Source organism: Streptomyces sp. NPDC088812 (genome assembly GCF_044750285.1).
In the GTDB taxonomy this organism is placed as follows: domain Bacteria; phylum Actinomycetota; class Actinomycetes; order Streptomycetales; family Streptomycetaceae; genus Streptomyces.
Genome location: NZ_JBIVJP010000003.1, coordinates 447,351 through 464,797 on the forward strand (window position 1 = coordinate 447,351; position 17,447 = coordinate 464,797).

The 17,447-nt window shown below is 73.4% G+C and carries 15 protein-coding genes; 8 read left to right on the forward strand and 7 right to left on the reverse strand.

The genetic code is table 11. The features are described 5' to 3' along the window. Nucleotides 1–42: 42 nt before the first annotated feature. The 4 genes from ACIP67_RS08170 to ACIP67_RS08185 form a co-directional block, all read right to left on the reverse strand. Nucleotides 43–1,014, reverse strand: coding sequence for a glutamate ABC transporter substrate-binding protein (locus ACIP67_RS08170; protein ID WP_401689290.1), 972 nt, complete (start codon nucleotides 1,012–1,014; stop codon nucleotides 43–45). Between the two features lie 104 nt (nucleotides 1,015–1,118). Further along, nucleotides 1,119–2,474 carry a hypothetical protein gene (locus tag ACIP67_RS08175; RefSeq protein WP_401689128.1) on the reverse strand — a complete coding sequence of 452 codons (1,356 nt, stop codon included), beginning with the start codon at nucleotides 2,472–2,474 and terminating at the stop codon, nucleotides 1,119–1,121. Nucleotides 2,475–2,795: 321 nt separating this feature from the next. Beyond that, on the reverse strand, nucleotides 2,796–3,068 hold the full coding sequence (locus ACIP67_RS08180) for a zinc ribbon domain-containing protein (protein WP_401689293.1): 273 nt from the start codon (nucleotides 3,066–3,068) through the stop codon (nucleotides 2,796–2,798). Nucleotides 3,069–3,177: 109 nt separating this feature from the next. Continuing rightward, a complete protein-coding gene (locus tag ACIP67_RS08185) occupies nucleotides 3,178–4,272 on the reverse strand; it encodes a mechanosensitive ion channel family protein (protein ID WP_401689131.1) in 1,095 nt (364 codons plus the stop codon). A 342-nt stretch (nucleotides 4,273–4,614) separates the two neighbouring features. Between ACIP67_RS08185 and ACIP67_RS08190 the strand changes: the two genes are divergently transcribed. From ACIP67_RS08190 to ACIP67_RS08205, 4 genes are all read left to right on the forward strand, one after another. Beyond that, nucleotides 4,615–5,151 carry an HNH endonuclease gene (locus ACIP67_RS08190; protein ID WP_018545075.1) on the forward strand — a complete coding sequence of 179 codons (537 nt, stop codon included), beginning with the start codon at nucleotides 4,615–4,617 and terminating at the stop codon, nucleotides 5,149–5,151. A 409-nt stretch (nucleotides 5,152–5,560) separates the two neighbouring features. Then, nucleotides 5,561–5,773, forward strand: a complete 213-nt coding sequence (locus tag ACIP67_RS08195) for a hypothetical protein (protein ID WP_401689135.1) — start codon at nucleotides 5,561–5,563, stop codon at nucleotides 5,771–5,773. Then, a complete protein-coding gene (gene malQ / locus ACIP67_RS08200; RefSeq protein ID WP_401689138.1) occupies nucleotides 5,774–7,879 on the forward strand; it encodes a 4-alpha-glucanotransferase in 2,106 nt (701 codons plus the stop codon). A gap of 108 nt (nucleotides 7,880–7,987) precedes the next feature. Then, the gene (locus tag ACIP67_RS08205) at nucleotides 7,988–8,272 is read left to right on the forward strand and encodes a hypothetical protein (protein WP_401689141.1); all 285 of its coding nucleotides are present in this window, start codon (nucleotides 7,988–7,990) and stop codon (nucleotides 8,270–8,272) included. A gap of 271 nt (nucleotides 8,273–8,543) precedes the next feature. On the opposite strand, the gene ACIP67_RS08210 is transcribed toward ACIP67_RS08205, so the two are convergent. After that, entirely contained in the window at nucleotides 8,544–9,119 is a 576-nt protein-coding gene (locus ACIP67_RS08210) for a TetR family transcriptional regulator (RefSeq protein WP_401689144.1), read from the reverse strand. Between the two features lie 271 nt (nucleotides 9,120–9,390). Between ACIP67_RS08210 and ACIP67_RS08215 the strand changes: the two genes are divergently transcribed. Beyond that, nucleotides 9,391–10,860 (forward strand): FAD-dependent monooxygenase, encoded by a 1,470-nt coding sequence (locus ACIP67_RS08215; RefSeq protein ID WP_401689147.1) that lies wholly within the window; start codon nucleotides 9,391–9,393, stop codon nucleotides 10,858–10,860. 290 nt (nucleotides 10,861–11,150) lie between these two features. On the opposite strand, the gene ACIP67_RS08220 is transcribed toward ACIP67_RS08215, so the two are convergent. Continuing rightward, nucleotides 11,151–11,660 (reverse strand): MarR family winged helix-turn-helix transcriptional regulator, encoded by a 510-nt coding sequence (locus ACIP67_RS08220; protein ID WP_401689150.1) that lies wholly within the window; start codon nucleotides 11,658–11,660, stop codon nucleotides 11,151–11,153. Nucleotides 11,661–11,824: 164 nt separating this feature from the next. Here ACIP67_RS08220 and ACIP67_RS08225 point away from each other — a divergent pair, with 164 nt between their 5' ends. Together ACIP67_RS08225 and pepN are read left to right on the forward strand one after the other, a co-directional pair. Continuing rightward, a complete protein-coding gene (locus tag ACIP67_RS08225; protein WP_401689153.1) occupies nucleotides 11,825–12,910 on the forward strand; it encodes an EamA family transporter in 1,086 nt (361 codons plus the stop codon). 15 nt (nucleotides 12,911–12,925) lie between these two features. Further along, complete coding sequence (gene pepN, locus ACIP67_RS08230) at nucleotides 12,926–15,490, forward strand: aminopeptidase N (protein ID WP_401689156.1); 2,565 nt, start codon at nucleotides 12,926–12,928, stop codon at nucleotides 15,488–15,490. Between the two features lie 70 nt (nucleotides 15,491–15,560). Here pepN and ACIP67_RS08235 read toward each other — a convergent pair whose 3' ends face one another. Continuing rightward, nucleotides 15,561–16,577, reverse strand: coding sequence for an aspartate-semialdehyde dehydrogenase (locus tag ACIP67_RS08235; protein WP_401689159.1), 1,017 nt, complete (start codon nucleotides 16,575–16,577; stop codon nucleotides 15,561–15,563). 332 nt (nucleotides 16,578–16,909) lie between these two features. Here ACIP67_RS08235 and ACIP67_RS08240 point away from each other — a divergent pair, with 332 nt between their 5' ends. Beyond that, on the forward strand, nucleotides 16,910–17,446 hold the full coding sequence (locus ACIP67_RS08240; RefSeq protein WP_401689162.1) for an RNA polymerase sigma factor: 537 nt from the start codon (nucleotides 16,910–16,912) through the stop codon (nucleotides 17,444–17,446). The last annotated feature ends 1 nt before the right edge of the window (nucleotide 17,447 follow it).

Genomic DNA, 17,447 nt, shown 5'->3' on the forward strand with positions numbered 1-17,447 from the left:
CTCGGTCCGCTGCCTGTCGGTTCCTGCCCGCGGGTGGGGCCGTCAACTCGTGCGCAGGTACTGCGGTGCGGGCGGCCTCGACGTCGCCGCGTCCGCCCCCAGTGTCGCCGACAGCCACGTGTCGTACGACGCCTGCCAGCCGTCCGTCCGGTACCGCACCAGGATCTGGTTGACCCGGCGGACCAGATCGTCGGCGTCCTTCTTCATCGCCACCCCGTAGTACTCGGTCGTGAAGGGGGCGCCCTTGAGGGCCACCGTGGGGTCCTGGGCGGCCTGGCTGGCCGCCAGCGCGCCGTCGGTGACGACCGCGTCGGCCTCGCCGAGCTGCAACCGGACCAGGCAGTCGAGCTGGTTGGGGACGGTGGTGGAGATGTCGGTGGTGGCGGGCAGCCGGCCGGACTTGCGGTCCTCGGTCAGCCGGGTGTTGGCGGTCGAACCGGTCGCCGTGCAGACCTTCTTCTTCGCCAGCGTGTCGTTGTAGCCGGTGATGGTGGACGACTTGGGGGCGAGGACGGTCTGTCCGGTCCTGAAGTAGGGAGCGGAGAACGCGACGTCCTCGATGCGGTCGCAGGTGATGGTCATCGTGCGCACCACCATGTCGACCCGGCCCTCCTGGATCGCGGGGATGCGCTGGTTGGTGGGGATGGCCTTGAACTGCACCGCGTCGGGGTCGCCCAGGATGTCCTGCGCGATCCGCCGCACCAGGTCGATGTCGAAGCCCTCCAGGGCCGCCCCGGTGGTGTTCGGGTCGCGGTAACCCCAGCGGTAGCTGTTCTGGTCGACGCCGACGATCAGCTTGCGCTTCTCGCCCTGCCGGGCCTTGATCGTGGCGATGGTCGGGCCCTCCGCGGCCGACGGCGCCAGCGTCTGCTTCTCCGGGTCCCGGCACGTGGAGTCGGCCGCCGGGGTGCCCTCGGCGACGCCCCGGCCGCCGGTCCCGGCGCCGGCGCCGTGCGACTGGGTCCATGGCAGCAGCAGGACGAAGGCCAGGGCGAGGGCGCAGACGGCCGCCATCGCGCCGACCCCGCCCCAGCCCTTCAGGCCGGCCCGTATCCGTCGCGTCCGTGTCGTCACGCCCTCTGCCACCGGAACGCCACCCTTCACCGGTCCGCCCCCTCTCACCGGTACTCCGACAGCCTGCGGCCGATGCCGAGGACCGCGCCCGCGGCGCCCAGGACGGCGAGGACGGCCGCGCCCGCCGGCAGGCCGCCCATCGCGTCCAGGCCGTCCCCGGCCGCCCGCCTGAACTCGTTCTGCTCGTGCTCGAGCGCGCTCGCCAGGTTGGCGTCCACGCTGTCGAAGCACTCGCCCGTGGCGCCCTTGCCGCCGATCACCAGGGCCAGCGCCTGCTCGTAGTTGCCGTTGTCGTCCTGGGCGCGGGCGGCGGTGTGGCGGTTCTTCCACTCCGCCATGTTGCTCTCGGCCTGGGCGACCGGCGTCGCGCCGTCCCGGTCGTCGGCGAGCCGCCGCGCCAGGGTGAGGCCCTCGCCGAGGGCGCCCATGTCCTCGGTGAAGTCGTGGTCGTAGGCGTCGACCGTCTCCTCGCCGACCTTCACGGTCTCGGCCCCGCGGGCCACCAGGGTGAGGTTCTCGTTGCCGCGGGCCTTGAGGGAGGCGATGCGGGCGTCCTGGAGGACGTTCAGCGAGCGGACGCCGTGCTCGTAGGAGTCCTCAAGGCCCGCGCGGGCCACGGTGTGACCGACGACCAGCCACAGCAGGACGACGGTGGCGGCCGCCGTCGCCGCGACCAGGCCGTGGTTGAGCACCCGGTGGGTACGGCGGTAGGTGCGGTGCTGGGCCCAGGCCAGGGCGGCCAGCGCGAGGACGCCCAGCGCGATCGCCGCCCAGGGGTAGGGGGTGGCGTCCGCGTAGTCGTCCCGCAGCCGCTGGTTCTCCTTCTTGTAGAGGTCCTCGGCGGCCGGGAGCATCTCCTTCTGCATCTTCTGGTTGGCGTAGCGCAGGTAGGCGCCGCCGACCGGGAAACCCTGCCGGTTGTAGGTGCGGGCCCGTTCGACCAGGCCCTTGTACTCCGGCAGCAGCTTGTTCAGTTTCGTGACGGCCGCCGAGGAGGGGGAGCCCGGGTCGGAGTTGCCGGCGGCGGTGACGAGCCCCTCGGCGGCCGTGTCGATGTCCTTCTCGTACCGCTCGCGGGACTCGGCCGTCTCCTGCCCGCCGGCCAGGAAGCCGCTGGAGGCCGCGGTGTTGGCGTCGGCGAGGGAGCGGTAGATGTCGGCGGCGGCCGTGGTCAGCGGCTGGCTCTGGTGCAGGACGTCGTCGGCCGCGGCCGCCCGGTCGGACGTCTGCCAGGCCGTGACGGCGCCGAACGCGACGACGAGGAGGGCGAGAAGGGCACCGATGATGCGGAGGCGGCCGGGCTCGGTGGTCGCGGCGGCCCGCACCTGGTCGACGCCCTCGGCGAACGCCGTGCGGCGCGTGGGCGGTGGTGCGGTGCTGCTCGTTGCCGGGTCTGCCACGTTGTCTGACCTCCCCCATGGTCATGGCCCGTCGCAAGTATCGCTGGCGGGAGGGGGAATGCGCACCGGCCTTCACGGGATCTTGGTCGGATCGCACTCACCCCTGCTCATGAGTACGCGGTGGCAATGTGTTCGGTTCCCTGACGGGGCCGCCGTGGCCTGCCGTGGCCATGGGCCGCGGACGCCCCGCGCCCGTCCGGTCCGGCCCCGGCAGCGCCGCCTCCATGCGGGCCACTTCGGAGGCCCGGGAGGGCTTGGTCCGCAGGTCCGCTCCTCGGGCGGAGGCCCGGGGGTCCGGCCTTCTCGATCGTTGCTGTGCCGTCACGCGGCACGGGGTTCGGTCGGGAATCCGTGGCTTCCTGTTTCTTCACGCTGTGCCAGGATCGCTCCTGGTCTTACCGGCGCTCCGCAGGCCGTCACCGCCGGTCCGGCGGCCGTCTTGACGTTGATCGCGGCGTTGTGGTCCCGGTCGTGGCGGGTGCCGCAGGCGGCACAGGTCCACGCTCTGATGCCGAGGGGATGGGGTCCTGTTGCGTCATGACCGGCTCCGTGAGGGTCTCGGGGCTCATCCCTGGTTCTCCTCGTGCCACTGATGCCAGGCTAGGCCCGCGTCGGGCGCCCCGGGAGAACGACGGGGCATCCCGCGCCGCGACGGCGTCGGAATGCCCCGAACCTTCACTCGAACGTGTGCTGAACCGTTCCGCTACTTCGTGGGCGCCACCGGTGTGATCGGCGTCGCGGCCTGGGCCTGCGGGGACGCCGTGTTCGCGTACACCGACGGGGCCGCGACGGCGGCCGTCGGGTCCACGTCCGGGTCGTCCTCCGGCGGAACGGTGGCGCCGCCGACGATGCGGATGTCGGCCGCGTCGAAGGCCCGCTTGATGCGCCAGCGCAGTTCGCGCTCGACCGCGAGGGACTTGCCGGGCATCGTCTTCGCGGTGACCCGCACGACCATCGAGTCCAGCAGCACGCTGTCCAGGCCGAGCACCTCGATCGCGCTCCACAGGAGCTCGTTCCAGGGCTCCTCCTTGCCCATCTTGTCGGCGACCTCGACGAGGGTGGCCTTGACCCTGTCCAGGTCCTCGGAGGCCTTCACCGTCACGTCGACGCCGGCCGTGGCCCAGCCCTGGGAGAGGTTGCCGATCCGCTTGACCTCGCCGTTGCGGACGTACCAGATCTCGCCGTTGTCGCCGCGCAGCTTGGTCACCCGCAGCCCGACCTCGATGACCTCGCCGGTGGCGACGCCCGCGTCGATCTGGTCGCCCACGCCGTACTGGTCCTCCAGGATCATGAAGACGCCGGAGAGGAAATCCGTGACCAGGTTCCGGGCGCCGAAACCGATCGCCACGCCCGCGACACCGGCGGACGCGAGCAGCGGGGCCAGGTTGATCTCGAACGTGCCGAGGATCATCAGCGCGGCCGTGCCGAGGATGAGGAAGCTCGCCACCGAACGCAGCACCGAGCCGATCGCCTGCGAGCGCTGGCGGCGGCGCTCGACGTTCACCAGCAGACCGCCCAGGGCCGTGCCGTCCACGGCCTGCACGGTGCGGTTCATCCGGTCTATGAGCTTGGTGATCGCCCGCCGCACCACCACTCTCAGCACCCCGGCGATCACCATGATCAGCAGGACGCGGAGGCCGATCGCGAGCCACGTCGACCAGTTCTCCTCGACCCAGCCGGCGGCGTTCGTCGCGCTCTCCTGGGCGTCCTGGAGCGTCGGGACCGTCACCGCCGACGACTCCGAGGGGGTCGGCGACGGCGACGAACCGGCGGCCAGCAGGACGGCGGACAAGGACACGGCAGGTACCTCCACGTACGGCACTGCTCCGTCCGGCGCGGCGGACAGGGCGTTCCGCGGCGGTCAAGGTGGTCAAGGTGTTCAAGGTCACGAAAAGGTCACCGGACGGGCAGGATCACCACACTAACGGGGCATCGTGTGTGTTTCGGCGGGATGCGCGAAGGAGAGACGGTGCTCACCCGTGCTTGAACGGGTTGTCAACCCGGGCATGGTTCCGATGTGGTCGAAAACACTCCCAGCCCGTTACCGGCACATGGTGGCGCGTCCACCAGCCAAGAGGGGAGACTGACCACAGATCGTCCCGGCGCGAGCCACGCGCCGCCGACGCCCGAGGAGGCATCCGTGCCGCATGTCCTGGTCCTGAACGCGTCGTACGAGCCGCTCGGCGTCGTACCGCTCCGCCGCGCGCTCGTCCTCGTCCTGGAGAACAAGGCCGTCTCCCTCGAGGAATCCGGCGCCTTCCTGCACAGCGCGACCGTCACAGTCCCCGCACCCAGCGTGGTCCGGCTCAAGCGATTCGTCCGGGTTCCCTATCGGGGGCCCGTTCCTCTGACCCGCCGGGCGCTGTTCGCCCGGGACGGGGGCCGGTGCATGTACTGCGGTGGCGTCGCAACCAGCGTCGACCACGTCATCCCGCGCAGCCGCGGGGGCAAGCACGTCTGGGACAACGTGGTGGCGTCCTGCCGCCGCTGCAACCACGTCAAGGCCGACCGGCACCTCGTCGAGCTCGGCTGGCGGCTGCGCCACAAACCCGCCCCGCCCACCGGTCTGGCCTGGCGCATCATCGGCACCGGCCATAGGGACCCGCGCTGGCTGCCGTACTTGCAGCCGTACGGCGCGGACGACGCACTGGCCCGGATCGACGGCATCTCCGCCTGACGACCCGGGCTTTCGCATCCCCCGTGGCCGGCACCCGGCCACGGGGCCCTCCGGGGTGCCGGCCGCCGGGCCGTGCCGCCACCCCGGCTCCGCACAGGGCCGCGCGCCGCGCCCACGTCGACGACGGCCCCGCGAGCGCCATGCCGACGACGGCCCCGCCCCGTCTGCCGCCCGGCCTTGCCCCGTCTGCCGCCCGGCCCCGCCCCGTCTGCCGCCCGGCCCGCCGCGAACGGTCCGTACCCGCCGCCCCGAAGCAGCCGGCATGTCATGATTGCCCCGCTTTGTCGAGAGTGTCGGCGTGAGGAATGTGACGAGATGCGCGTGGTCGGCTCCTCGGACGTCTGCGGTCGCGCCCACGGGGTAGGGCTGCGGTGACCCGTCAGACTCCGTACGCGACAAGGAGGCCACCGTGGCCGCATCGACCACTGAGCTGCTCCCGGCCCACTCCAAACGCCCGGCGGTGCCGACCGCCGACCTCGAGGAGACCCGCCTGTTCGTGTTCAGCGCGGAGGGAACCTGCGCCGAGGCCCCGCTGACCAGCGAGCCGCCGCTGCCCGCCGCCGAACCCCTCACCAGCGAGCCGCCGCTCGCCGCCCTGGACGCCGACGTCACGAGGCCCTAGATGAGCGCACCCCGGCCGGCCGGACCCCCCGACGCGGAGCTGACCCGCCTCGCCGCCCTGCACGGCGTCGCCGTCTCCTACGAGCCCTCCCCCGGCCGTACGGTCACGGCCTCGGCCGGGGCCGTCGCCCGCGCCCTGGCCGCCCTGGACGTCGACGCGGGCACCCCCCGGGCCGTCCGGGACGCGCTGGCCGCCCGGGAGCGGGAGCTGGCCGGGCGGCTGCTGCCGCCGACCCTGGTGTCCTGGACCGACCGCCCCGCGGACGCCCTGACCGCCCTCCCCGACGGCACCCGCCTGCTGGTGGAGACCGAGCGGGGCGGCACCCGCGGGTCCGCCGAGGGGCTCCCGCCGGGTGTCCACCGGCTGACCGCCACCGCGCCCGACGGGCGCACCGCCCACGCCCACCTGATCGTGGCCCCGCCCCGCCTGCCGGCGCCCGAGGGCCGCGCGTACGGGCTCCTCGTCCAGCTCTACTCCCTCCTGTCGGCACGTTCCTGGGGCATGGGGGACCTCGGCGACCTCGCCGAGCTGGCCGACTGGGCCGGGCGGACGGCGGGGGCCGGGTTCGTCCAGGTCAACCCGTTGCACGCGGCCGTGCCCGGCACACCGACCGACCCCTCCCCGTACCGTCCCTCCTCGCGCCGCTTCCCCGACCCGGTGCACCTGCGGGTGGCGGACGTCCCCGAGTACGCCCACGTCGACGCCCCGGACCGGGTGCGGGTGCTGCTGGAACGGGCCGGGCGGCTGCGGGAGACCGTGCTGGACAAGGGCGCGCTGATCGACCGCGACGCGGTGTGGGAGCTGAAGCGGGAGGCCCTGGAGCTGGTCGCCGCCGTACCGCTCGGGCCCGGCCGGCAGGCCGCCTACCGCGACTTCCTCGCCGAGGAGGGCGAGGCGCTCCAGGACCACGCCACCTGGTGCGCGCTCGCCGAGGTGCACGGCTCCGACTGGCACCGGTGGCCGGAGGGGCTGCGGGACCCCCGTTCCGCGCGGACCGTGCGGGCCCGCGACGAGCTGAGGAACCGGGTCGACTTCTGGTCGCGCCTCGCCTGGCTCACGGACACCCAGCTCACCGCCGCCCAGCGGACCGCGCGCGAGGCCGGCATGCCGGTCGGGATCGTGCACGACCTCGCGGTCGGCGTGCACCCCGGGGGCGCCGACGCCTGGGCCCAGCAGGACCACTTCGCCGCCGGCATGTCGATCGGCGCGCCCCCGGACGCCTTCACCGCGCTCGGCCAGGACTGGAGCCTGCCGCCATGGCGCCCGGACCGGCTCGCCGATTCGGGCTACGCGCCGTTCCGACGGCTGTTGAGGGCGCTGTTCCGGTACGCCGGCGCCCTGCGCATCGACCACGTCATGGGCCTGTTCCGGCTGTGGTGGGTGCCCGAGGGCGAGCCCCCGACCGAAGGCACCTACGTCCGCTACGACGCCGAGGCCATGCTCGCCGTCCTGGTGTTGGAGGCGTCCCGGGCGGGCGCGGTGGTGATCGGCGAGGACCTGGGCACCGTGGAGCCGGGCGTGCGGGAGGCGCTGCGCGAGCGCGGGGTGCTCGGCACGTCGGTGCTCTGGTTCGAGCGGGACTGGGAGGGCGACGGCCGCCCCCTGCCGCCCGGCCGCTGGCGCGCCGACTGCCTCGCCACCGCCACCACCCACGACCTGCCGTCCACCGCCGCCCGCCTCACCGGCGAGCACGTCGGACTCCGTGACCGGCTGGGCCTGCTCACCCGCCCCCTGGAGGAGGAACGCGCCGAGGCCGCCGCCGACACGGAGGAGTGGCTGGAGCTGCTCGCCCGGCTCGGGCTCCTCCACGACACCGGCGGGGGCGGCGACGCGTCCTCGGAGGAGGCCCGCGTCCGGGCCGTCCACCGCTTCCTGCTGCACACCCCTGCCCGCATGATCGGCGTCTGGCTCCCCGACGGCGTCGGCGACCGCCGCCCCCAGAACGTGCCCGGCACCTGGGACCAGTACCCGAACTGGCGTCTGCCCGTGGCGGACGCGGAGGGACGCCCGGTGACGTTGGAGGAACTGGCGGCCTCGCCGAGGGTGCGGGCGCTGCTGGACGTGCTGAGGGAGACGGACGGCGCGGCCGGGCCGTCCGGCGGGTGAGGCACCCCGTACGGCATCCCGTAGGGCACCCCCCGCGGGACTGCGCACCGCACCTCCTACGGCACCCCGGGCGCGCGGGCCTCCGGGCCGTTCGCTAACTTGGGCACCGTGGACAATAAGAACGCCCTGCGCGCCGGCGCCCTGGCCGCCGGTACGACGCTGATGATGCTGCTCATGTCGTCCCCCGCGCTCGCGCTGACCCGCGACGACGGCGACGACCCCGGCACGGGCCTGAGCGTCGTCGAGACGCTGGGTCTCTACGTGGTGGCCCCGCTGGTGCTGTTCGCGGTCATCGCCGGATTGGTGTGGGTCCTCGACAAGTCCAAGGACCGGCAGGACCCGACCAGCTCCAACATCACCGTCAAGGGCGGGAAGGCCCAGGCCGAGGCCTGACCGGCCCGGGGCCGCCGCAGGCACGCCGCAAGGCCTGCCGCAGGGCCCGCCGCACACTTCACCGCCGAGGGCGCCGCCCCCTCGCCGTACGCGCGTTCCGCCGTACGGCGACGGGGGCGGCGCCCTCGTGCGTCGTGCCGGTGAGGTGCCGGGGGCCGGGGCTGGGACCCTGCCCGCCCGGAACCCCGAGCCGGTCGCTCACGAGGGCAGGGCAAGGCAGGGCGAGGCAAGGCAGGGCGAGGCAAGGCAGGGCGAGGCAAGGCAGGGTGGGTCAGGCCGGGTGCGGGGCGGTCAGGTACCGCTGGACGGTGGGCGCCAGCCAGGCCACCGCCTCCTCCCGCGCCAGCGCCACGGCCGGCGGGAAGCGCAGGACGTAACGGGTGAGCGCGAGCCCGAGCAGCTGGCTGGCGCAGAGCGCCGCCCGGGCCGGCACCTGCTCGGCGTCCGGGCACACCGCGGCCGCCACCGGCAGGATCTGGTCGCGGAAGATGCCCTGCATCCGCTCGGCGCCCGCCTGGTTGGTCACGCCGACCCGGAGCAGGGCGGTGAGGACCTCGTTCTCCTCCCACAGGCGCAGGAAGTGGCTCACCAGGGTGTGGCCGACCGTGTGGTGGGGGAGGGCGGTCAGGTCGGGTAGCTCCAGGTCGACGGAGACGGCCGCCGCGAACAGGCCCTCCTTGCTGCCGTAGTAGCGCATCACCATCGACGGGTCGATCCGCGCGTCCCGGGCGATGGCGCGGATGGTGGCCCGCTCGTACCCGTCGGCGGCGAAGCGCTCGCGGGCCGCGTCGAGGATGGTGGCGCGGGTGGCGTCGGAACGGCGGGGGGCGGGAGGGCTCACTGACATGCCAACGATCGTAGGCCAACGTGCGTAGGCCAACAAGCGTGGGCGAACGGCTGTAGGTCAATAAGTGTGGGGCCGGCGGCCGGAGGTCAACAAGTGTAGGCCAACGAGCGTTGACATCCTGCGTCGGGCCGCCCTAGGCTTGCCAACAAGCGTTGACCAACAGGTGTTGGCCAGCGAGTGTTGACCAACGAGTGGTGACCGGCCGCAGCGTCGGCCCACACGGGTTGGCCGACTTGTGTTGGACAACAGGCGTAGGCATTGGGAGGCCACCATGACCGGCACCGCGCACCCGCACCCCGCCCTCCGCTCCGTGATCGTCGTCGGTGCCGGCCCCACCGGTCTGCTCCTCGCCGGGGACCTCGCCGCCGCCGGTGTCCCGGTGACCCTGCTCGAGCGGCGCCCGGACCGGATCAGCAACCTCTCCCGCGCCTTCGGTGTGCACGCCCGCACCCTGGAGCAGCTCGACGCCCGCGGCCTCGCCGATCCGCTGCTGGCCACCGGCACGACCATCACCGGCCTGCGCCTCTTCCGCCGCCTCTCGCTCGACCTGGGGACCCTGCCCTCCCGCTTCCCGTTCCTGCTGGTCACTCCGCAGTACGAGGTGGAACGGCTGCTGGAGCGCAGGGCGCGCGAGGCCGGTGTCGAGTTCGCCCACGAGAGCGAGGTGGTGGGGCTGCGGCAGGACGACGACGGCGTGGACCTCGACGTGCGCGGCCCGGACGGCACGGTCGTCACCCGTCGCGCCGCCTACGTCGTCGGCGCGGACGGCCACCGCAGCGCCGTACGCGCGGCGCTCGGGCTGCCCTTCCCCGGCGTCGCCGTCATCAAGTCGCTGTTCCTCGCCGACGTCCGGCTCGCCCGGGAGCCCGAGGACGTGCTCACCGTCAACGGCGCGGGCGACTCCTTCGCCATGATCGCTTCCTTCGGTGACGGCTGGTACCGGGTGATGGGATGGAACCGCCGCAACGAGGTGTCCGACGACGTCCCGATCGACCTCGACGAGGTCAAGGAGGTCACCCGCCGCGCCCTGGGCACCGACTACGGCATGCACGACGCCCGTTGGCTCTCCCGTTTCCACAGCGACGAGCGCCAGGCGCCGCGCTACCGGGTCGGGCGGGTCTTCCTCGCCGGCGACGCCGCGCACGTCCACTCGCCGGCCGGCGGCCAGGGCATGAACACCGGACTCCAGGACGCGGCGAATCTCGGCTGGAAGCTGGCCGCCGCCGTCCACGGCCGGGCACCCGAGGGGTTGCTGGACACCTACGAGGCCGAACGTCACCCGGTCGGTAAAGCCGTGCTGCGCAGCAGCGGCGCGCTGGTGCGGCTGGCGCGGGCGCGGGGCCCCCTGCTGCGCACCGCGCGCACCCTCGTCACGGCCCTTGCCAAGGCTGCCCGCCCGCTCCGCCGCAAGGCGCTGGCCCAGATCTCCGGCATCGGCTACCGCTACCCCGCCCCCTCGGGCGCCCACCGCCTCACCGGCACCCGCGTCCCGGACGTCGCCCTCGCCGGCGGTGGCCGCCTCTACGAGGCCCTGCGCGGCGGCCGTTTCGTCCTCATCGCCCCGAAGGACGCCGACGACGTCCGGGTGGACGCCGCTCACGCGGACCGGCTGGACCGTGCGCACTGGGCGAGCGACCGGCGTACGGCGCTGCTGGTGCGGCCCGACGGGTACGTGGCCTGGGCGGCCGACACCGCCGGCCGGCCGGAGATCGAGGCCGCGCTGACGGCGCACCTCGCCTGAGGAGTCCCGTCCGGGCCGAGGAGGTCCCCGAGTCCCGCCCGGGCCGAGACGTTCCCCGAGTCCCGCCCGGGCCGGGGAAGTCCTCCGGGCCCGCGGCCACCGGCGTCCACCCGCGGCCACTGGCGTCCATCCGCGGCCACCGACGGCCACCCGCGGTGCCACCGGCGTCCATCCGCGGCCACCGACGGCCACCCGCGGTGCCACCGGCGTCCATCCGCGGCCACCGGCGTCCACCCGCGGCCACTGGCGTCCATCCGCGGCCACCGGCGTCCACCCGCGCCCACCGGTGGCTACCGGTGGGCGTCCGTGGTGAGCAGCAACTCCCGCAGCAGGCCGGCCAGATGGCCGGCCTGTTCGGCGTCCAGGGCGGCGGACAGCGCCTCCGTCTGGACGGCGAGCCCCGTGCCGACCGCCTCCTCGACGAGGTCCAGTCCCTGCCCGGTGAGCGTCACCTGAAGGCCCCGGCGGTCGTGCGGGTCGGGGGAGCGGCGCAGCAGTCCGGCCCGTTCCAGCTTGTCGAGGCGGCCGGTCATCCCGCCGGTGGTGAGCATGAGCGTGGCCGACAGCTCACGGGGCGAGAGGGTGTACGGCGAGCCGGCGCGGCGCAGGGCGGCCAGGACGTCGAACTCGCCGCGCGAGACCCCGAGCGGAGCGTAGGCGCGCTCCACGCGGTCGCCGATCGCGCGCGCGAGCCGCTGGACGCGGCCGAAGACCTCCATGGCGGTGGTGTCGAGGTCGGGCCGCTCGACCGCCCACTGCGCGACGATCGCGTCGACGGCGTCCCTGCGCTGTGCACTCATGGGGCGAGTATCCGCCGGGATTCCGGCCGCCCGCAAGCAAGTCGCTTGACGGCAAGTTGCTTAGAGCTAAGCTAATGACTACCAAGCAACAATGCCCCCAGCAACCTGATGCCTGTCCAGCGACCTCGTTGACCGTCGATCCGCCTCGGAGAGGGGTGCCGGCCATGAGACGGCCCGCCACCGTCCTGCTCACCGCCCTCGCCCCCCTCTCATGGGGCACCACCTTCGCCGTCACCACGGAGTTCCTCCCGCCCGACCGCCCCCTCTTCACCGCGCTGGTCCGCGCGCTGCCGGCCGGCCTGCTGCTGCTCGCCCTCGCCCGGGTCCTGCCCCGCGGCGTCTGGTGGGCCAAGGCGGCGGTGCTCGGCGCCCTCAACATCGGCGCGTTCTTCCCGCTGCTCTTCCTCTCCGCCTACCGGCTGCCCGGCGGCACGGCGGCCGCCGTCGGCTCGCTCGCACCGCTCTTCGTCGTCGGCCTCTCGGCCCCGCTGCTGGGGCAGCGTCCGACCTCCCGCGCCCTGCTGACCGGCGTCGCGGCCGCGGGCGGCGTGAGCCTGGTCGTGCTGAAGGCGGCCGGCGGGCTCGACGCGGTCGGCGTACTGGCGGCGCTCGCCTCCACGGCCTGCATGTCGGCCGGCACCGTCCTGACGAAGAAGTGGGGCCGCCCGGAGGGAGCAGGCCCCCTCGCGCTCACCGCCTGGCAGCTCATCGCCGGCGGCCTGCTCATCGCGCCCGTCGCCCTTCTCGTGGAGGGCGCCCCGCCCGCCCTGGACGCCCGGGCCGTCGGCGGCTACCTCTACCTGGCCCTGGCCAACACCGCCGTCGCGTACTGGCTCTGGTTCCGCGGGATCGGCCGGCTCACCGCCCCGCAGGCCACCTTCCTCGGCCCGCTCTCCCCGCTCACCGCGGCGGCCGTCGGCTGGGCCGCGCTCGGACAGTCGCTGACGACGGTGCAGATGGCCGGCATGGCACTGGCGTTCGGCGCCACGGTGGCGGGACAACTCGGGGGCGCCCCCCGGCCGAGCGCCGTCACCGGACCGCAGCCGCACGGCGCACAGCCCGCCGGAGAACGCCCCGGCACCACGACGCGCACGGAACGCATGTCCGCCCGCGCGTCCGCCCGCGCGTCCGCCCGCGTGTCCGCCGGCGGCGGGGGCGACGGCGCGGGCGACCGGACGGGCCTCACCGCGGGGGCGCGTTCGTCGCCCGACGCGGTGGTCGCGTGGAAGGATGGCGCAATCCACCCATGACGAGGAGATGACCGCGTGCCTGGCACAAACCTGACTCGCGAAGAGGCGCAGCAGCGGGCGAAGCTGCTCACCGTTGACTCGTACGAGGTCGATCTCGACCTCTCCGGCGCGCAGGAGGGCGGCACCTACCGGTCCGTGACCACGGTGCGCTTCGACGCCGCCGAGGGAGGCACGGCGTCCTTCATCGACCTGGTGGCGCCGGCCGTCCACGAGGTGACGCTCAACGGGGAGACCCTGGACCCCGCCGAAGTCTTCGCGGACTCGCGGATCGCCCTGCCCGCGCTGCTCGAAGGCCGCAACATCCTGCGGGTCGTCGCCGACTGCGCCTACACCAACACCGGTGAGGGCCTGCACCGGTTCGTCGACCCGGTCGACGAGCAGGCCTACCTGTACACGCAGTTCGAGGTGCCGGACGCCCGCCGCGTCTTCGCCTCCTTCGAGCAGCCCGACCTCAAGGCGACCTTCCGGTTCACGGTGAAGGCGCCGAGCGGCTGGACCGTCATCTCCAACTCCCCGACCCCCGAGCCGAGGGACGACGTCTGGGCCTTCGAGCCGACGCCGAGGATCTCGACGTACGTCACGGCGCTGATCGTCGGCCCGTACCACTCCGTCCACAGCGTGTACGAGAAGGACGGGCAGAGCGTGCCGCTGGGCATCTACTGCCGGCCCTCGCTCGCCGAGTACCTCGACTCGGACGCGATCTTCGAGGTCACCCGGCAGGGCTTCGACTGGTTCCAGGAGAAGTTCGACTACGCCTACCCGTTCAAGAAGTACGACCAGCTGTTCGTGCCGGAGTTCAACGCGGGCGCGATGGAGAACGCGGGCGCGGTCACCATCCGCGACCAGTATGTGTTCCGGTCGAAGGTGACCGACGCCGCGTACGAGCTGCGCGCGGAGACCATCCTGCACGAGCTGGCCCACATGTGGTTCGGCGACCTGGTCACCATGGAGTGGTGGAACGACCTGTGGCTGAACGAGTCGTTCGCCACCTACACCTCCATCGCCTGCCAGGCCTACGCGCCCGGCAGCCGCTGGCCGCACTCCTGGACGACCTTCGCCAACTCCATGAAGACGTGGGCCTACCGGCAGGACCAGCTGCCCTCCACCCACCCGATCATGGCCGAGATCAACGACCTCGACGACGTCCTGGTCAACTTCGACGGCATCACCTACGCCAAGGGCGCGAGCGTCCTGAAGCAGCTCGTCGCCTACGTCGGCATGGACGAGTTCTTCCGGGGCGTGCAGTCCTACTTCAAGGCGCACGCGTTCGGCAACACCCGCCTCTCCGACCTTCTCGGCGCCCTGGAGGAGACCTCCGGCCGCGACCTGAAGGCCTGGTCGAAGGCGTGGCTGGAGACGGCCGGCATCAACGTCCTGCGCCCGGAGATCGAGACCGACGCCGACGGCGTCATCACCTCCTTCGCCGTCCGCCAGGAGGCCCCGCCGCTCCCGGCCGGCGCCAAGGGCGAGCCCACCCTGCGCCCGCACCGCATCGCCGTAGGCTTCTACGACCTCGACGACAGCGGCAGGCTGGTGCGCGGCGAGCGCGTCGAGCTGGACGTGGACGGTGAGCTGACCGCCGTACCGCAGCTGACCGGCGAGCGCCGCCCGGCCGTCGTCCTGCTCAACGACGACGACCTGTCGTACGCCAAGGTCCGCCTGGACGAGCAGTCGCTCGCCTTCGTCACCGAGCACCTCGGCGACTTCGAGGCGTCCCTGCCGCGCGCCCTGTGCTGGGCGTCGGCCTGGGACATGACCCGCGACGCCGAACTGCCCACCCGCGACTACCTGTCCCTGGTGCTGTCCGGCATCGGCAAGGAGTCCGACATCGGCGTGGTGCAGTCCCTGCACCGGCAGGTCAAGCTCGCCCTCGACCTGTACGCCGACCCGGCCGCCCGCGAGGCCCTGCTGACCCGCTGGACCGACGCCACGCTGGCCCACCTGCGCTCCGCCGAGGCCGGCGGCGACCACCAGCTGGCGTGGGCGCGGGCGTTCGCCGCCACCGCCCGCACCCCCGAGCAGCTCGACCTCCTCGAGGCGCTGCTGGAAGGCACGCAGACGATCGAGGGACTCGTCGTCGACACCGAGCTGCGCTGGGCGTTCGTGCAGCGGCTCGCGGCGGTCGGCCGGTACGACGAGGCGGAGATCGCCGGCGAGTACGAGCGCGACAAGACGGCCGCCGGTGAGCGCCACGCGGCCACCGCCCGCGCCGCCCGCCCGACGCCGGAGGCCAAGGCGGAGGCGTGGGCGCAGGTCGTCGAGTCCGACAAGCTGCCCAACGCCGTCCAGGAGGCCGTCATCGGCGGCTTCGTCCAGACCGACCAGCGTGAGCTGCTCGCGCCGTACACGGACAAGTACTTCGACGTCGTCAAGGGCATCTGGGACTCCCGCTCGCACGAGATCGCCCAGCAGATCGCCGTCGGCCTCTACCCGGCGGTCCAGGTCTCCGAGGAGACCCTGCGCAAGACGGAGGCCTGGCTGACCTCCGCCGAGCCGAGCGCCGCACTGCGCCGTCTGGTCTCCGAGGCCCGCGCGGGCGTGGAGCGCGCCCTGAAGGCCCAGGCGGCGGACGCGCGGTAGCCGTCGCCACGCAGAGGAGGGCGCCCGGCGCACCGCGCCGGGCGCCCTCCTCTAGGGCCTGGGCCTGTCGTCAGCCCTGGAGCTCCGCCGCCACCAGCTCCGCGATCTGCACCGCGTTCAGGGCCGCGCCCTTGCGGAGGTTGTCGTTGGAGATGAACAGGGCCAGACCGTTCTCCACCGTCTCGTCCCGGCGGATGCGGCCCACGTACGACGGGTCCTGGCCGGCCGCCTGGAGCGGCGTCGGGATGTCGGTGAGGACGACGCCCTCGGCGTCCGCCAGCAGCTCCGTCGCGCGCTCGGCGCTGATCGGGCGGGCGAAACGGGCGTTGACCTGGAGGGAGTGGCCGGAGAAGACCGGGACGCGCACACAGGTGCCGGAGACCTTCAGCCCGGGGATCTCCAGGATCTTGCGGGACTCGTTGCGGAGCTTCTGCTCCTCGTCCGTCTCGTTCAGGCCGTCGTCGACGACCGAGCCGGCGAGCGGGACCACGTTGAAGGCGATGGGGCGCTGGTACACGCCCGGCTCGGGGAAGGCGACGGCCTCGCCGTCGTGGGTCAGCTTGTCGGCGTCGGCGACGACCTTCTGCGCCTGGCCGTGCAGCTCGGCGACGCCCGCGAGGCCGGAACCGGACACCGCCTGGTACGTCGCGACGACGAGGGCTTCGAGGCCCGCCTCGGCGTGCAGCGGCTTGAGCACCGGCATCGCGGCCATCGTGGTGCAGTTCGGGTTGGCGATGATGCCCTTGGGGCGGTCGGCGATCGCGTGCGGGTTCACCTCGGAGACGACCAGCGGGACCTCGGGGTCCTTGCGCCAGGCTGAGGAATTGTCGATCACCACGGCGCCCTGCGAGGCGACCTTTTCGGCCAGGGCCTTCGAGGTCGCGCCGCCCGCCGAGAACAGCACGATGTCCAGAACGGTGTAGTCGGCGGTCGAGGCGTCCTCCACCGTCACACCGTCCAGGACGGTGCCCGCGGAGCGGGCCGAGGCGAACAGGCGCAGTTCCGTGACGGGGAAGTTCCGCTCCGTGAGGATCCTGCGCATGACCGTGCCGACCTGACCGGTGGCTCCGACGATTCCGACCCTCACGACGACTCCCTGTCTTTCACGCTCTTCGCGGCTGCCTTGTTCGACGAGGCATTTCCATCATGCGGCCGACCCGGGCCCACCTGTCCAATTCTTTGCGGTCGACGCCCGAGGAATGGGACACACCGCTGCGGCCACCGGGTGCGGAACTACCGCTCGCACCCCCGCTGAACTGGAGAAATTCGCCCGTGGACGGTCCCGCGCCGCAAGCTCGCCTGCCCACCCGCCCCCGGCGCACACGGCGGTGTGACGTACGCCTCTGCGCGCTTGCCCGCGCGCGCGGCGAACGTTTCGGCGCCTTGCGGCGTCGTAGGGGAAACGCGGGGAGGGGAGGGGTGTCCGTGCTGCGCAGAAGGGCGGCCCGCCGCGCCCGGGGGGACGCGTACGGCGATCCCCTGGACGCGGCGCAGGAACGCCGGGTGCGGGCGGTGCTCGCGCTGGGCGGGGTACCGCAGGCGGACCTGCCGGACGGGGTGCAGCAGGTCCGCCTGCGGTTGCTGGAGCGCGCGGCGAAGGGGCAGGAGGCGCCCCGGGACGTCTCCGCGTGGGCGGCGGTCGTCGCCTCGAACCTCGCCATGGACTGGCACCGGGCCAAACGCCGGCAGGAACGCCTCGGGGAGCGGCTGGCCTCGCTGCGCCCGCACGAGCACCCCTCCGGCGAGGACACCAGCGTGCTCTCCCTCGCCGTCGCCCGGGGCCTGGACGAGCTGCCCGACGCCCAGCGCCAGGTCGTCGTCCTGCGGTTCTACGCCGACCTGCCGGTGCGCTCCATCGCCCAGGAGCTGGGCGTCCCGGAGGGCACGGTCAAGAGCCGCCTGCACACCGCGGTCCGGGCCCTGCGCGCCCACCTGCACGAGGACGAGGTGGTGTGAC

Excerpts from the sequence above, each read along its gene's own strand:
- ACIP67_RS08170 (WP_401689290.1), bottom strand. The coding sequence starts at position 1,014 with ATGGCGGCCGTCTGCGCCCTCGCCCTGGCCTTCGTCCTGCTGCTGCCA.
- malQ (WP_401689138.1), top strand. The coding sequence starts at position 5,774 with ATGAGCGCACCCCGGCCGGCCGGACCCCCCGACGCGGAGCTGACCCGC.
- ACIP67_RS08210 (WP_401689144.1), bottom strand. The coding sequence starts at position 9,119 with ATGTCAGTGAGCCCTCCCGCCCCCCGCCGTTCCGACGCCACCCGCGCC.
- ACIP67_RS08215 (WP_401689147.1), top strand. The coding sequence starts at position 9,391 with ATGACCGGCACCGCGCACCCGCACCCCGCCCTCCGCTCCGTGATCGTC.
- ACIP67_RS08220 (WP_401689150.1), bottom strand. The coding sequence starts at position 11,660 with ATGAGTGCACAGCGCAGGGACGCCGTCGACGCGATCGTCGCGCAGTGG.
- ACIP67_RS08225 (WP_401689153.1), top strand. The coding sequence starts at position 11,825 with ATGAGACGGCCCGCCACCGTCCTGCTCACCGCCCTCGCCCCCCTCTCA.